Source organism: Amycolatopsis sp. NPDC104775 (assembly GCF_055583325.1).
On record NZ_JBVJOE010000004.1, the window covers coordinates 343,616 to 357,653 of the forward strand.

The following is a 14,038-nucleotide window of genomic DNA, read 5'->3' on the forward strand; positions in this document are numbered from 1 at the left end:
GGCTGACTGCCAGGTCTAGCGGATGACCGCGGCGGCCGCGAACGCTTTTCGCGCACCGGTTCCAGCGGCCGAACCCGCCAGTATGACCGCGCACCCCGACAGTTTCCGGCGCGTCGCCCGCGGCGACGGCCGAGTTGTCCCCAAGGGGCGGGTTGTCCACAGATCGCGCGGAACCCTCTCGCCGCCGGACCGGCCGACGCCTAGCGTCGATCGTGTGTTCGAGCAGTCCGCCCGAGACCAGGGCACTCCCGTCAACGTCAGGCTCACCTGGCTGGCCGACCAGCTGGCCGCGGTCCCGCACGCCGCCGGACCCGGCAGCGGGCCGGTGCGCCGCTGGCTGCCCGTGGGCCGGTTCGGGCGCAGCCGCCGCGAGGAGGATCGATCGCTGGCAAGCACCGAGAGCCAGCTGCTGGCGGACCCCGGCGGCCCGGCATCCGGCTTGCCGCACGCACCCACGACGGGTGTGTCTGCAATTGCCGACAGCTCACCGCTCCTGGACCGCCATCCGGCAGCCGCCGCGGACGGCTCGCCGTCCAGCTCCGCGCCACTTATGCGGCCACCGGGCCGGAAACTCCGACTGTCCGCACTCGCCGACAATCCACAGCCGCCGGAAAGCCCATTGCCCGGCGGAAAACTCGTCCGCGGCTGGCTGCCTGAACACACCGGACACCGGCTGGCACGCCGCTGGCTCCCTGGCCCGACTGGCCTGCCTGGCTTCCTGGGCCGCCGGGGAATGATCTTCGCCCTGGCCTTGCTGGCAGCCACCGCTGTCATAGCCGGAGGCCTGGCGATCTTCGGCCGCGCACCCGCCGCCGAGATCGCCCCGCCGCTCCCGGCCGCCCGGGCGCAAGTGCCGCACGCGTCGAAAGCCACCGAAAACCTGGTCGTCAGCGTGATCGGCCACGTGCGTTCGCCAGGGCTCGTCACCGTGCCGCCGGGTTCCCGCGTCGCCGACGCCCTCCGCGCGGCCGGCGGCACCGACCCCGGCGTCGACCTGACCGCACTGAACCTGGCCCGCAAACTCACCGACGGCGAGCAACTGGCAGTCGGCGTCCCCGCCGCCCCGGCGGCACCGGCCGGATCAGGAGCCGCGGCCAGCAAAATCGACCTCAACTCCGCGACCGCCGAACAACTCGACAGCCTCCCGGGCGTCGGCGAGGTCACCGCTCGGCGCATCACCGACTGGCGCACCCAGCACGGCGGATTCTCCAGCGTCGAACAACTCCGCGACGTCGACGGAATCGGTCAGAGCAAATTCGAGAAGCTCCGCGAGCAGGTGACTGTCGGATGAAACTGGACACCGAGGAAAAGCCGCGGCGTGACCACGATTTCCGCCTCGTCCCCGCTGCGGTCGCCGGATGGGCGGCCACTCTCGCCGGACTGCAACTCGGCTGGTGGGTCGCGACCGTGCTCGGCACCGCAGCGGTCATCGGCGGCGCAGTGCTTCTAGCGCGGGGCCGTTCCCAATATGTAGGTGTCGGGGGAGCGCTGCTACTAGCGGGGCTCGTCGCCGCGGTGCCGACTGCTCTGCGCATTCACGACGCGGCATCCGACCCGCTGGGTGCCGCTGCCGCACGCGGCGGCACAGCGACGCTCCGGGTGGAAATCAGCGAGCGCCCGCGGCCGATTCACCAAGCTGGCTACGCCGATCAGCAGGCAGGCACGCGATCCGTGGCCATTCCTGCTCGAGTCACCATGGCCACAGTGGACGGTCGGCGGGTCGAATCGACTGGCCGGGTGCTGTTGCTGGCACCGGTCGCGGGATGGAGCGGCTTGCTGCCCGGCCAGGAAGCAACGACCTCCGGCCGCCTCCTGCCCGCGCGCGGCGGCGAGCTGACCGCCGCGGTGCTCTCCGTCCGTTCCGCACCAGCCGACATCGGGCGAGCACCGTGGTGGCAACAGGCCGCCGGGGCCCTGCGCAACAGCTTGCATTCACTGTGCGCGGTCCTGCCGGAGGAACCAGCGGGTCTCTTGCCCGGACTGGTGCTGGGCGATACGAGTGCGTTGCCGCAACGGGTCGAGGGCGAGTTCAAGGCTTCCGGGCTCACTCACTTGATGGCGGTGAGCGGCGGGAATCTCGTCATCATCGGCGGAGCCGTCCTGTTGCTGTGCCGATTGGTCCGAGCGGGTCCGAGGTCGTCCGCAACGGCGGCCGGAGCCTGCCTGGCGGGATTCCTCGTCCTGGTGGGACCCGAGCCCAGCGTGGTGCGTGCTGGCGTCATGGGCGGCATCGGGTTGCTCGCGCTGGCCCTCGGACGGCGTGGCTCGGCGTTGCCCGCCTTGGCGTTCGCGGTGTGCGTGCTGGTGGCGTGGGATCCGACGATGGCGGGAAATTTCGGCTTCGCGCTCTCGGTGCTGGCGACGGCGGGCCTGGTTCTGCTCGCGCCGCGCTGGGCGGATTCGTTGACCCGAAGGGGAGTTCCGCCCGGCTACGCCGAAGGTCTCGCCGTGCCGCTGGCCGCCTTCGTGGTCACCGCTCCAGTCATCGCCGGTATGGCGGGGACGGTAAGCCTGGTCTCAGTCGTCACCAATGTCCTTGCGGCACCAGTGGTCGCGCCGGTCACTGTGCTGGGCGTGCTCACGACAGTCGTCGGGCCGTGGTGGGCAGGCGCGGGACAGGTGCTGATCCATATGGCAGATCCGGAAGCACGATGGCTGATCACCGTCGCCCGGCATGGTGCGAGAGCGCCTGGTGCGGTGCTGTCCTGGCCGGGTGGCTGGTGGGGCGGCTTGTGCGCGGCGGCCTTGCTGGTCGTTGTCGTGGTAGCCGCACGATTTCGGCGGCTCCGGCTGCTGGTGGCGATCGGACTTGTCGTCGTGCTGCTGACGGTCGTGCCAGCCAAAGTCCTGGCGCCTGGCTGGCCGCCGGACGGCTGGGCGATGGTGGAATGCGATGTCGGACAAGGAGATGCGGTCGTCTTGGCCACCGCCGAGCCGGGCCGCGCCGTGGTCGTCGACACCGGGCCGGAACCAGGGCCGGTCGACGAATGCCTGCGCAGGCTGGGCGTCGAACGGGTGCCGTTGCTCGTGCTGAGCCACCTGCACGCGGACCACATCGGCGGTCTCGCCTCGGTGTTCGACGGACGGGCCGTCGGTGCGATCGCGGTAGGGCCGGGGCGGGCGCCCGCGTGGGCGTGGCAGTCGGTTTCCGGCGAGGCGCAGCGTCGTGGCGTGCCGTTGGCGCAGCTGAGCGAGGGTCAACGGCTGGAATGGCCGGGGCTGTCGCTGGAGGTGCTCGGTCCGCGCTACGCCACCACTCGCGCACCGGCGTTGCAGGACGGCACGATGATCAACAACAGTTCGGTGGTGCTGCGCGCCGAAACCTCGGCTGGCCGGGTTTTGCTGACTGGGGACGTGGAACTGGCCGCGCAGGCGGATCTGCTGGCCGAGGGCGTCGACCTGCGGGCGGACGTCCTGAAAGTGCCGCATCACGGATCGAGGTATTCGCTGCCGCAGTTTCTCGCGGCGGTACGACCGCGCACGGCGCTGATCAGTGTCGGCGCGGGCAACGGATACGGACACCCGAGCAAGTCCACAGTGGACGTTCTCGGCACGATGGGAGCACTGGTCACCCGGACCGACGAGGACGGGGACACCGCCGTCCTGCCCGGCGGGAGCGGACCCGCGATCGCGCGCCGGGGCGAGCCGCGGGGTCCGCCGCGGTAGGGCAGCGGACCCCGGGCCGGTGCGTCAGTAGCCGAGCGCCTTGGCGACTGCTTCGGCGGACGGCGGCACGGTGGCCTTCGGGCCGATGTGGTTCTCGACCGCGTCGAGGGTCTTGAGGCCGTCGCCGGTGATGAGGAGGACGGTTTCGGCTTCCGGGTCGAGCTTGCCGGTCTCGACGAGCTTCTTCGCGGTCGCCACGGTGACGCCGCCCGCGGTCTCGGTGAAGATGCCTTCGGTGCGCGCGAGCAGCCGGATGCCTTCGACGACCTCTTCGTCGGTGACGTCCTCGATCGCGCCGCCGGTGCGGTTGACCACGTCGAGCACGTACGGGCCGTCGGCCGGGTTGCCGATCGCGAGCGAGCGGGCGATGGTGTCCGGCTTCACCGGCTGGACCACGTCGTGGCCGTTGCGGTACGCGGTGGAAACCGGCGAGCAGCCAGTGGCCTGCGCGCCGAACACCTTGTACGGGCTGGCGTCCACGAGACCGAGCTGGCCCAGTTCGCGGAAACCCTTGTCCACCTTGGTGAGCTGGGAACCGGAGGCGATCGGCACGACGATCTGCTCGGGGAGGCGCCAGCCGAGCTGCTCGGCGACCTCGTAGGCGAGCGTCTTCGAGCCCTCGGAGTAGTAGGGGCGGACGTTGACGTTGACGAACGCCCACTTCGGGTGCTCGGCGGCCAGTTCGGTGGCGAGCCGGTTCACGTCGTCGTAGTTGCCGTCGACGGCGATCAGGTCGCCGTCGTAGACCGCGGTGGTGAGGATCTTCGCGCGCTCGAGGCTCTTCGGGATCAGCACGACCGACCTCCAGCCCGCGCGAGCCGCCGCGGCGGCGGTCGCGTTGGCCAGGTTGCCGGTCGAGGGACACGCGAGGACCTCGAAGCCGAACTCGCGGGCGGCCGCGAGCGCGACGGCGACCACGCGGTCCTTGAACGAGTGCGTCGGGTTGCCGGTGTCGTCCTTGACCCACAGGCTCTTGAGGCCGAGCTCCTTGGCGAGCCGGTCGGCGCGCACGAGCCGGGTGCAGCCCGGTTCGGTGTTCGGGGTCTCCTCGACGGTCGAGGGGACGGGAAGGAGTTTCTTGTAGCGCCAGATGTTGCGCGGCCCCGCCTCGATGTCCTCGCGGCGGACGCGGCCGAAGTCGTAGGCGACCTCGAGCGGCGAGAAGTCTTCGGCGGAGACGAATTCCGGAGCGAGCGGCTGCCGGTGCCCTTCTTCCTTCGACACCAGTTCGACGGCCGGACCGAGGTCGAGCGTCTTGTTGGCGGAGGTGGCGGTGAGGGCTGCAGTCATCGCGAGGTTCCTTTCCTCATCTGCCCCGCCGAAGCGGGCCGGAATTGGCACCGTGGTCGTCAGCTACCCCGCGATCGCGGGATGACAGGCTGTACGCCGGTTGCCGGGGCTTCGTCGGGCCGTTCCCTCTGCCCCTCTGGATGAGCGGTATTCGGTTGTCGGAGCGCCGGGGGCGCGTCCTCGGCTACACCGTACGACATCGCGATCACCTCGTGCCACGGAGGCGGCCCACATCACCGGAGCGGACGGCAAGGCGGCCGGGTGAGAAGATGGCCGGGTGACCACCGCACCCGCGCCGCTGCACCTCGTCACGGGCGAGGAAGAACTGCTCATCGAACGGGCTGTGCGAGCTTCCCTCGACGCGGCCAAGGCCGCGGACCCGACGGCCGACCTCACGCGGACGCGGGTGTCCGATCTCACACCCCCCCTGCTGGCCGAGCTGGTCAGCCCGTCTTTGTTCGCCGAGGGGCGCGTGATCGTGCTGGAGTCGGCGCAGGACATCTCGCAGGAGCTGTCCGACGCGGTGCTGGCGTACGCGAAGGCGCCGGCCGACGGCATCGTCCTCGTGGTCGTGCACAGCGGCGGCGGGCGGAGCAAGGCCGCCAAGGCGCTGCCGGGCGCGTTGAAAAAAGCGGGCGCGGAAATCACTGAATGCCCGAAGCTCACCAAACCCGCCGAGCGCGAGGCGTTCGTCCGCAACGAGGTTCGCCGGGTGGGCGGCAAGATCGACGCCGGGGGCCTGATGGCGCTGCTCGACTCGGTCGGCTCGGATTTGCGCGAACTGTCCTCGGCGGCGACGCAGCTGGTCGCCGACACCGGGGGAGTCGTCGACGAGCAGGCGGTCCGCCGCTACCACACCGGCCGCGCCGACGTGACCGGCTTCGCGGTCGCGGAGAAGGCTGTCGCGGGGGACCGGGCCGCCGCGATGGAATCGCTGCAATGGGCGATGCAGCTGGGCGTTCCGCACGTCCTCGTGGCCGACGCGCTCGCCGACGCGGTCCGCACGATCGCCCGCGTGTCCGCGGCCGGACGCGGCAACCCGAACCAGATGGCGGGCGAACTGGGCATGCCGCCGTGGAAGATCCGCAAGGCGCAGGGCCAGTCCCGCGGCTGGGGCCAGGACGGCCTGGCGACCGCGATGCGGGTCGTCGCGCGGCTGAACGCCGAGGTCAAGGGCGCGGCGGCGGATGCGAACTACGCCCTGCAGCGCGCGGTCCTCGACGTGGTCGCGGCCAAGGGAGACCGCTGACGCCCGCCCCGGCGAGGGGGAGGCATCGACCGCGGCCGTCGTCGCTGGCGAGTGGAGATCGCTGACGCCCCGGCAAGGGGATCGCCTCAACCAAGGCCGTCGCTGGCGAGCGGAGATCGCTGACGTCAAGCGAGGGGACGCCTCAACCGGGGCCGTCCCCGCTGGCCAGCGGGCACAACTGCGCAAGGCACGGAAAAGGCCCGGCAGCCGAAGCCGCCGGGCCTTCTCGAAAGACTGCGCTCAGAGCTGGTTCGCGCGCTTCGCGAGAGCCGACTTCTTGTTCGCGGCCTGGTTGGCGTGGATGACGCCCTTGGTGACGGCCTTGTCGAGCTTGCGAGCGGCGTCGCGCTGCAGTTCGAGGGCCTTGTCCTTGTCACCTGCTTCGGCGGCCTCGCGGAACTTGCGGATCGCGGTCTTCACCGAGGACCGGATCGCCAGGTTGCGCTGCCGCGCCTTCTCGTTCGTCGTGATGCGCTTGACCTGCGACTTGATGTTGGCCATGGAGGCGTTCCTCTTTCACTCGGTGAAGGTCGCTGCCGCGTTCGCGTGGCTCCAGGCCGACCCCGAGGGATCAGCCGGGTTTCCTCCCTGACGGAATGCCGCACGGCAACAGTCGAAAATCTTAACAGCCCTGCTCGCGGCCCCGGCGCGGGCCCCGGAGCCGGCAATCGCGCGGCATCCCGGCTCCGGCTCGGTTACGGTGGGCTCTGGTAGTGCCTAGGGTTCCGTCGCCTGCCCGTGGTCCCGCAGCGCGGGTCGCGAAGACAACGAGGGCGGGCGGGTCTGGTCCGAGCGGCACCTTCGGCGGGAAAAGGCCCTGCCGTTCATCTGACGGGACAAAAGCCTGGAGGACCCGGTCTTCGGCGTGCGCCGAAAACCTGAAAGGGTCCGGATGAACACCACTGCCCTCGCCATGGTCCTCGTCGCCGCGGTCGTGCACGCCGTGTGGAACCTCGCCGCCAAACGGGTTTCCGGCGGCCCGCGGTTCGTCTGGCTGTACTACACGGTTTCCGCGGCGGCGATGCTCCCGGTGATCGCGGTCGCGCTGGCCGTCGAACCGGAACGTCCACAGTGGACTTGGCTGCTCGCCGCCGCGGGCACCGCGGTCCTGCACGTGGCGTACGGGACCGTGCTGCAGCGGGGCTACGAGGTCGGCGACCTGTCGATCGTCTACCCGCTGGCCCGCGGCACCGGACCGCTGGTGTCGGTGCTCGTGGCGGTCCTGGTCCTGGGCGAACGGCCCGGCGTGCTCGGGCTGATCGGGGCCTTTCTTGTTGTCGCTGGCGTACTGGTGATCAGCCTCGGCGGCAGCACCGGCGACGGCCGAGCTCGCCGCGCCGGGGTTTTCTACGGCGTCGCCACCGGCGTGGTCATCGCGGCTTACACGCTCTGGGACGCGCACTCGGTCACGTCGCTCGGCGTGCCTCCGCTCGTCTACTTCGGCGGCGGCGCGATCGGCCAGAGCATCCTGCTCGCGCCGACCGCCGTCCGCGGCCGGTCCGAGATCAAACGGCTGTGGCGCGATCACCGGCGCGAGGTGCTGATCGTCGGGCTCGCCTCGCCGGCCAGCTACTTGCTGGTCCTCTACGCCCTGCGGATCGCGCCGGTCAGTCTCGTCGCTCCGGCGCGCGAGCTGTCGATCGTCTTCGGCGGGGTCGCCGCCTGGCTCGTGCTCCGCGAGCGCAACGCGGTCCGCAGGCTCGCCGGATCACTGGTGGTGCTGGCCGGGATCGCCGCGATTGCGGTCTCCTGAGCGGCTCAGGTAGGCAAGACGCATGCACGTACTGAGCAGCCGGGTGCTGATCCACCCCCGCGACCACGAGGTGTCCACCGCGTTCTACCGCGACGTCCTCGGTCTCGCGATCGAGCGCGAATTCCCTGGCGGCACGCGGTTTTTCGCCGGCGGGGGCTCGATCGAGGTGGTCGGGACGGGCGAGGCCGGGCCCGGTCCGGACGTCAATCTGTTCCTGCAGGTCCGCGATCTCCCGGCGACCCTGGCCGAACTGGCCGGACGCGGGGTCGAGCCGGTGCGGGAGGCCCGTCGCGAGCCGTGGGGCACCGACGAGGCGTGGATCGCCGACCCGGACGGGCTGCGGATCGTCCTCGTCGAGGTCCCGGAGGACCACCCGTTGCGCCGCGACCAGCGCTAGCCCGGTTTCACGGCCCGCAGCTGGGCGGCGAGCGCGGCGAACCCCGGCGGGTCCCAGGTCCAGGTCTGCAGGTCGGTGAATCCCGCGGCGGCGGCTTCGTCGGCCAGCTCGTGCCGCGATACCGGAAGCCATTTCTCGTGCGCCGACAGCAGCAGCCGTCCGCCTGGCCGCAGCACCCGGAACAGTTCGGCGAAGCTCGCCGCGCGATCTTCCCAGAGCTGGACGTTGTTGACGGTCAGCACGACATCCGCGGACGCGTCCGCGCAGCCGGTGTGGGCCGCGTCGCCCGCGCGCACCTCGGCGCGGTCGCCGCAGCGGTCCGTGCAGAGATTGCGCATCTCCGGGGAGGGCTCGACGCCGATCACCTCGCCGGCGAGTTTGCTCGCCGCGTCGAGGCCGACGCCTGGTCCGGGGCCGATGACGAGCACGGTCTCGTCGGGTTCGAGCCGGGCCAGGTCGACGATCCGGTGCTCGGTCGTGGCGTTGCCGACCGCCATCAGCTTGCCGCCGAGCCTGCCCAGCAGGCCGCTCGGATGGCCGAAGGCCCGGTCGAGGGCGGCGTCGAGGACGCCGGGACCGGGCGGCGAGGGGGAGGATGAAGTGGTCATGCTTCGAGGTCATCACGAGACGCGCGGGGCCGCATCGGGGATGACCCCCACCCGCACCCGGAGGTCCATGGGACGATGGGGTACGGACATCCCCCACCATCCCGAGGACAGCCCGAGTGACAGCGCCCAAGACGTTCGCCGACACCACCTTCACGCCGCCGGAGTTGATCCGCAACTTCTGCATCATCGCCCACATCGACCACGGCAAGTCGACGCTGGCGGACCGGATGCTACAGCTCACCGGCGTCGTCGAGGAGCGGGCCATGCGCGCGCAGTACCTCGACCGCATGGACATCGAGCGGGAACGCGGCATCACGATCAAGGCCCAGAACGTCCGGCTGCCGTGGCAGGTGGACGGCAAGGACCACGTGCTGCACCTGATCGACACGCCCGGCCACGTGGACTTCACCTACGAGGTCTCGCGCGCGCTCGAGGCGTGCGAGGGCGCGATCCTGCTGGTCGACGCCGCGCAGGGGATCGAGGCGCAGACGCTCGCGAACCTGTATCTCGCGCTCGAGAACGACCTGCACATCATCCCGGTGCTGAACAAGATCGACCTGCCCTCGGCGGACCCGGAGAAGTACGCGGCGGAGATCGCGCACATCATCGGCTGCGAGCCCTCGGACGTGCTGCGCGTGTCGGCGAAGACCGGCATGGGCGTGACCGAGCTGCTGGACGAATGCGTGCGCCAGGTCCCGCCGCCGGTGGGCGACGCGGACGCGCCCGCCCGCGCGATGATCTTCGACTCGGTCTACGACACCTACCGCGGCGTCGTCACCTACATCCGCGTGGTGGACGGCAGGATCACGCCGCGCGAGAAGATCAAGATGATGTCCACCGGCGCGACGCACGAACTGCTCGAGGTCGGGATCATCTCGCCGGAGCCGAAGGCCAGCAAGGGACTCGGCGTCGGCGAGGTCGGCTACCTGATCACCGGCGTGAAGGACGTGCGGCAGTCGAAGGTCGGCGACACCGTGACGTCCGAGCGCAACGGCGCGAAGGAGCCGCTGGCCGGGTACCGCGACCCGAAGCCGATGGTGTTCTCCGGCCTGTACCCGGTGGACGGTTCGGACTACCCGGAGCTGCGCGAGGCGCTGGAGAAGCTGCAGCTCAACGACGCCGCGCTGACGTATGAGCCGGAAACGTCGGTCGCGCTGGGCTTCGGCTTCCGCTGCGGCTTCCTCGGCCTGCTGCACCTGGAGATCACCCGGGACCGGCTGGAGCGCGAATTCGGCCTGGACTTGATTTCCACCGCTCCGAACGTGGTCTACCGCGTGGTGCTGGAAGACCGCAGCGAGATCGTCGTCACGAACCCGTCGGACTGGCCGACCGGGCTCAAGATCTCCGAGGTGCACGAGCCGGTTTCGAAGGTGAGCATCCTGGCGCCGTCGGAGTTCGTCGGCACGATCATGGAGCTGTGCCAGGCGAAGCGCGGCACGCTGCTGGGCATGGACTACCTGTCCGAGGACCGCGTCGAGCTGCGGTACACGATCCCGCTCGCGGAGATCATCTTCGACTTCTTCGACACGCTGAAATCGCGCACGCGCGGCTACGCTTCGCTGGACTACGAGGAGTCCGGCGAGCAGGTGGCGGACCTGGTGAAGGTCGACATCCTGCTGCAGGGCGAGACGGTGGACGCGTTCTCCGCGATCGTGCACAAGGACGCCGCGTACACCTATGGAAACCGCATGGCGACGCGCCTGCGCGAGCTGATCCCGCGCCAGCAGTTCGAGGTGCCGATCCAGGCCGCGATCGGCTCGCGGATCATCGCCCGCGAAACGATCCGCGCCATCCGCAAGGACGTGCTGGCGAAGTGCTACGGCGGCGACATCTCGCGGAAGCGGAAACTGTTGGAGAAGCAGAAGGAAGGCAAGAAGCGGATGAAGACCGTCGGCCGGGTGGAGGTGCCGCAGGAGGCTTTCGTCGCGGCACTGTCCACTGAGGACAACGGGAAGAACAAGAAGTAGTCCACCTTCGGGTGAACGGCGGCTCCGGGTTTCCGGGGCCGCCGTTTTTTGTCGGTGGTGGCTGGTGTCCTTGGGTGCGACGGAAAGGACGCGCTCATGACACTCACCGGCTGGCCTTCAGGTACACAACCGATGACGGTGCGGGATCTCGCCGCGATCCCGGAAGCCGGACGGCGGCACGAACTCATCGACGGCGTGCTGTACGTCAGCCCCGCGCCGGGGTTGCGGCACCAGCGCTGGGTATTCCGGCTCTACGGGTTGCTGGAATCGGGTTGCCCTCCCGGGATGGACGTGGTCGGCGGGCCGTTCGCGGTGCGGTCCGGGGAGTGGGTCGAACTGCGGCCGGATGTGGTGGTGGGGCGAGCGGAGGATTTCACGGACGCCGATCTGCCGGTGCCGCCGCTGCTCGTTGTCGAGGTGGTGTCGTCGAGCACCGGGATCCACGATCGCGTTACCAAGAAAGCGGTTTACGAGCGGATGGGCGTGCCGGATTACTGGGTGGTCGATCCGGTCGCGCTTTCACTGACGGCATTCGAGATGGTCGAGGGAGGCGGTTATCGGCAGGTCGCGGAAGTGAGCGGCGGCGAGACATTCGAGACGGCTCGGCCGTTTCCGGTTCGAGTGAGGTTGGAGGCGGTCCTGAATGGACAGTGAGTCGTTTCAGGCCCGGTGGAGTGGAGGTGGTGGTTTGACAGGACAGGGCCGGTGACGGGTTAGCGGTTCAGGCGATCGCTGCGGATGTTCTCGTGCGAGTGTTTGACGGCGTGGTCTGGCGGTGCTTCCCGTGACGTTCGCGAGGGCTGTGGCGCGGGGTGATTCGCTGGCCTGAGAGGTGATTGGCGACTTCGGGCGGCCCTGGCGATCTACTGCGGCGGTGCGATGTTCGGTTACGTGGGTCGCGAGGGATGGTCCGAGATCGGCGGCGCTTCGTGGTCCATGCGGATGCCGTGCCGTGGTGTTTGGCGGTGACGCTCACTCGGTATGGCGGCGGGGCAGCGGTTGGTGACGGTCCTCGGGTCCAGGCAGCCTGCCTCGGCGGCGTGACTAGGTGCGGGTTCGTGGTGGGAGCGGTGGCCGATTGCCTTGCCTGAGCTGCAGTTTTTCGGCTCCGCGTTCTCTGGCGCGGCGTTGCGTGGCGACGTGGCTGGGGATTGGTCGGCGCTGGTCTTTCCGTCTCTGCGAAGGCTGCGGTGCCGGAGTGGGCGCTGAGCATCTGGGCACGACGAACGTCATCCTCGCCACCGGTGCTCGGCGGCGTGTCTGGCGGGGGAATGGTCGCTTGGCCGTCCCCAGCGCTGGGAACGGCCGCGCTGGTGGCAGGAATGAGCTGACCGGACCCGGCTGGGGACCCTGGAACGTCGCGGCAGGCGGTTTGCTCAGCCGTTCTCGACGGTGCGGCAGGCGGTTCGTTCAGCCGTTCCCGTCGGCCCGGCGGGCGGTTCGCTCAGCCGTTCCCGACGATCTTGCCCACCTCCACGAACACCGCGGCCCGGCGTTCGGCGGCCATCACCCGGTCGTACTCCGCCCAGTCGTCGTGGGTGCCGGTGGCGGCGCGGAACACGTCGCGCAGCAGGGGCGGGAGGCCGTCGGCGGGGAAGGCCGGGTCGGAGTCGTCCGGGCCGATCAGGCGGACCGGGCCGGTCACCGAGAGCCAGCGCCAGCCGCGGCGGAACGTCACGGTCGCGTGGCCGTTGCGGCGCAGCAGCACGAGCTTGCGCGCGCCGCCCGCGGCGACGAAGCCGACGCTCGGCTTGCCGGTCACCGGGTCGTCCAGGACGCCCGCGTTCACCACGGACGCGTGCACGGTGCCGTCGGCGCGGGTCGTGGCCACGGTGGCGAGGCCGTGCTCTTCCACGGTCAGCGCGCGGAGCTGTTCCAGGGTTGCCGTCATGCTCGTCTGCAACGCGGCGGCGGCCCGGCGCATTTCCGGTCCGGCACTAGGCTCGGGGGCATGTTCGATGATCTCGAGTTCCCGGTGATCGTGGCTCCGATGGCGGGCGGCCCGACTACTCCGCAGCTGGTCGGAGCCGTCACGGCCGCGGGCGGGTTCGGTTTCCTCGCCGCGGGCTACCTCAGCCCGGAGACGCTGGACGCCCGGATCGCGCATACCGTCGACCTCACCGGTGGCCGGTTCGGCGTCAACCTGTTCGTCCCCGGCGGCCGGTCGGTGGCCGACCTCGGCGCGCACCGCGAACGGTTGCTCGCCGAAGCCGTGCGCTACGGCGTCGAACTCGGCGACGCCGTCTGGGACGACGACGATTACCCGGCGAAGCTCGACCTCGTCGTGCGGCACCGGGTTCCGGTGGTGTCGTTCACCTTCGGCGCGCCGACGTCCGCCGAGGTGCAGCGGATCCACGAAGCGGGCGGCAAGGTCGCGGTCACCGTCACGAACCCGGAGGAGGCTGACCTCGCCGCCGCGCGCGGAGCCGACGCACTGGTCGTGCAGGGCTTCGAAGCCGGCGGGCACCGCGGCCTGTTCACCGACGACCCGGGCAACCCGGCTGGCGGAGCGGAGTACGGCCTGCTCGCGCTGCTGCGGTTGCTCGGCGCGCGCACGAGCCTGCCGTTGATCGCGGCCGGGGGACTGGTCAACGGCGCCGATGTCGCGGCGGTGCTGGCCGCCGGCGCGTCGGCAGCACAGCTGGGCACCGCTTTCCTGCTCGCGACCGAAGCGGGCACCGGCGACACCCAGCGCCGCGCGCTCGCCGAAGCCGGCCGGACGACGGCCTTCACACGCGCGTTCAGCGGACGCCCGGCGCGGGGCATGGTGAACCGCGTCCTGAGCGACCTCTCCGCCGACGCGCCCGCCGCGTACCCGCAACTGCACCACCTGAGCAAACCAGTCCGCGCGGCGGCCGCCAAAGCAGGCGATCCGGAGGCGATGTCGCTGTGGGCCGGGCAGACCTACCCGCTCGCCAGCGACGGGCCGGCGGCCTCGATCATGGCCCGGCTGCGCACCGAAGCGAAGGCAGCGGCGGAACGGCTCGACCGGTTGCGTTGACATCTCCGCTGTGGTGTGCGGCGCGGGTGGTGGCAGAGGCGGTGAAGCGGTGTGCCTGGTTGCGTTGACGTCTCTGCCGTGGTGTGCGGCGCGGGCGGCGGCAGGTG

At 70.4% G+C, this 14,038-nt stretch carries 12 protein-coding genes and 1 riboswitch; of the genes, 8 read left to right on the top strand and 4 right to left on the bottom strand.

All coding sequences use genetic code 11. The annotated features are described in order from the left end of the window. Window positions 1-214 precede the first annotated feature (214 nt). Complete coding sequence (locus tag ACZ63D_RS20050; protein ID WP_465355818.1) at window positions 215-1,291, top strand: ComEA family DNA-binding protein; 1,077 nt, start codon at window positions 215-217, stop codon at window positions 1,289-1,291. Beyond that, complete coding sequence (locus tag ACZ63D_RS20055) at window positions 1,288-3,666, top strand: ComEC/Rec2 family competence protein (RefSeq protein ID WP_465355819.1); 2,379 nt, start codon at window positions 1,288-1,290, stop codon at window positions 3,664-3,666. The genes ACZ63D_RS20050 and ACZ63D_RS20055 overlap by 4 nt, the downstream gene beginning before the upstream one ends. Window positions 3,667-3,690: 24 nt before the next feature. Here ACZ63D_RS20055 and thrC read toward each other — a convergent pair whose 3' ends face one another. Continuing rightward, window positions 3,691-4,956 (bottom strand): threonine synthase, encoded by a 1,266-nt coding sequence (gene thrC, locus ACZ63D_RS20060; protein ID WP_465355820.1) that lies wholly within the window; start codon window positions 4,954-4,956, stop codon window positions 3,691-3,693. Between the two features lie 13 nt (window positions 4,957-4,969). Then, a riboswitch (SAM riboswitch) is annotated at window positions 4,970-5,103 on the bottom strand. 130 nt (window positions 5,104-5,233) lie between these two features. Between thrC and holA the strand changes: the two genes are divergently transcribed. Then, the gene (gene holA / locus ACZ63D_RS20065; protein WP_465355821.1) at window positions 5,234-6,205 is read left to right on the top strand and encodes a DNA polymerase III subunit delta; all 972 of its coding nucleotides are present in this window, start codon (window positions 5,234-5,236) and stop codon (window positions 6,203-6,205) included. Window positions 6,206-6,445: 240 nt separating this feature from the next. Here holA and rpsT read toward each other — a convergent pair whose 3' ends face one another. Continuing rightward, complete coding sequence (gene rpsT / locus ACZ63D_RS20070; protein WP_009081037.1) at window positions 6,446-6,706, bottom strand: 30S ribosomal protein S20; 261 nt, start codon at window positions 6,704-6,706, stop codon at window positions 6,446-6,448. A gap of 391 nt (window positions 6,707-7,097) precedes the next feature. Here rpsT and ACZ63D_RS20075 point away from each other — a divergent pair, with 391 nt between their 5' ends. Together ACZ63D_RS20075 and ACZ63D_RS20080 are read left to right on the top strand one after the other, a co-directional pair. After that, window positions 7,098-7,958: a DMT family transporter gene (locus tag ACZ63D_RS20075; protein WP_465355822.1), complete on the top strand. Its 861-nt coding sequence runs from the start codon at window positions 7,098-7,100 to the stop codon at window positions 7,956-7,958. A 22-nt stretch (window positions 7,959-7,980) separates the two neighbouring features. Next, the gene (locus ACZ63D_RS20080) at window positions 7,981-8,355 is read left to right on the top strand and encodes a VOC family protein (RefSeq protein ID WP_465355823.1); all 375 of its coding nucleotides are present in this window, start codon (window positions 7,981-7,983) and stop codon (window positions 8,353-8,355) included. Here the strand turns inward: ACZ63D_RS20080 and ACZ63D_RS20085 are convergent. Further along, window positions 8,352-8,963 carry a class I SAM-dependent methyltransferase gene (locus ACZ63D_RS20085; RefSeq protein WP_465355824.1) on the bottom strand — a complete coding sequence of 204 codons (612 nt, stop codon included), beginning with the start codon at window positions 8,961-8,963 and terminating at the stop codon, window positions 8,352-8,354. The two genes, ACZ63D_RS20080 and ACZ63D_RS20085, sit on opposite strands and share 4 nt — an antisense overlap. Window positions 8,964-9,079: 116 nt before the next feature. On the opposite strand from ACZ63D_RS20085, the gene lepA reads away from it, so the two are divergent. Then, window positions 9,080-10,930 carry a translation elongation factor 4 gene (lepA, locus tag ACZ63D_RS20090; RefSeq protein ID WP_465355825.1) on the top strand — a complete coding sequence of 617 codons (1,851 nt, stop codon included), beginning with the start codon at window positions 9,080-9,082 and terminating at the stop codon, window positions 10,928-10,930. A 132-nt stretch (window positions 10,931-11,062) separates the two neighbouring features. Then, window positions 11,063-11,584, top strand: coding sequence for a Uma2 family endonuclease (locus ACZ63D_RS20095; RefSeq protein ID WP_465355826.1), 522 nt, complete (start codon window positions 11,063-11,065; stop codon window positions 11,582-11,584). A 790-nt stretch (window positions 11,585-12,374) separates the two neighbouring features. On the opposite strand, the gene ACZ63D_RS20100 is transcribed toward ACZ63D_RS20095, so the two are convergent. Beyond that, complete coding sequence (locus ACZ63D_RS20100; protein ID WP_465356298.1) at window positions 12,375-12,821, bottom strand: pyridoxamine 5'-phosphate oxidase family protein; 447 nt, start codon at window positions 12,819-12,821, stop codon at window positions 12,375-12,377. A 60-nt stretch (window positions 12,822-12,881) separates the two neighbouring features. On the opposite strand from ACZ63D_RS20100, the gene ACZ63D_RS20105 reads away from it, so the two are divergent. Then, on the top strand, window positions 12,882-13,931 hold the full coding sequence (locus ACZ63D_RS20105; protein ID WP_465355827.1) for an NAD(P)H-dependent flavin oxidoreductase: 1,050 nt from the start codon (window positions 12,882-12,884) through the stop codon (window positions 13,929-13,931). The last annotated feature ends 107 nt before the right edge of the window (window positions 13,932-14,038 follow it).

Bases quoted from the DNA above. Each gene is read 5' to 3' on its own strand.
- rpsT (WP_009081037.1), bottom strand. From the start codon at position 6,706: ATGGCCAACATCAAGTCGCAGGTCAAGCGCATCACGACGAACGAGAAG.
- ACZ63D_RS20080 (WP_465355823.1), top strand. From the start codon at position 7,981: ATGCACGTACTGAGCAGCCGGGTGCTGATCCACCCCCGCGACCACGAG.
- ACZ63D_RS20105 (WP_465355827.1), top strand. From the start codon at position 12,882: ATGTTCGATGATCTCGAGTTCCCGGTGATCGTGGCTCCGATGGCGGGC.
- thrC (WP_465355820.1), bottom strand. From the start codon at position 4,956: ATGACTGCAGCCCTCACCGCCACCTCCGCCAACAAGACGCTCGACCTC.
- ACZ63D_RS20055 (WP_465355819.1), top strand. From the start codon at position 1,288: ATGAAACTGGACACCGAGGAAAAGCCGCGGCGTGACCACGATTTCCGC.
- ACZ63D_RS20075 (WP_465355822.1), top strand. From the start codon at position 7,098: ATGAACACCACTGCCCTCGCCATGGTCCTCGTCGCCGCGGTCGTGCAC.
- ACZ63D_RS20095 (WP_465355826.1), top strand. From the start codon at position 11,063: ATGACGGTGCGGGATCTCGCCGCGATCCCGGAAGCCGGACGGCGGCAC.
- ACZ63D_RS20085 (WP_465355824.1), bottom strand. From the start codon at position 8,963: ATGACCACTTCATCCTCCCCCTCGCCGCCCGGTCCCGGCGTCCTCGAC.
- ACZ63D_RS20100 (WP_465356298.1), bottom strand. From the start codon at position 12,821: ATGACGGCAACCCTGGAACAGCTCCGCGCGCTGACCGTGGAAGAGCAC.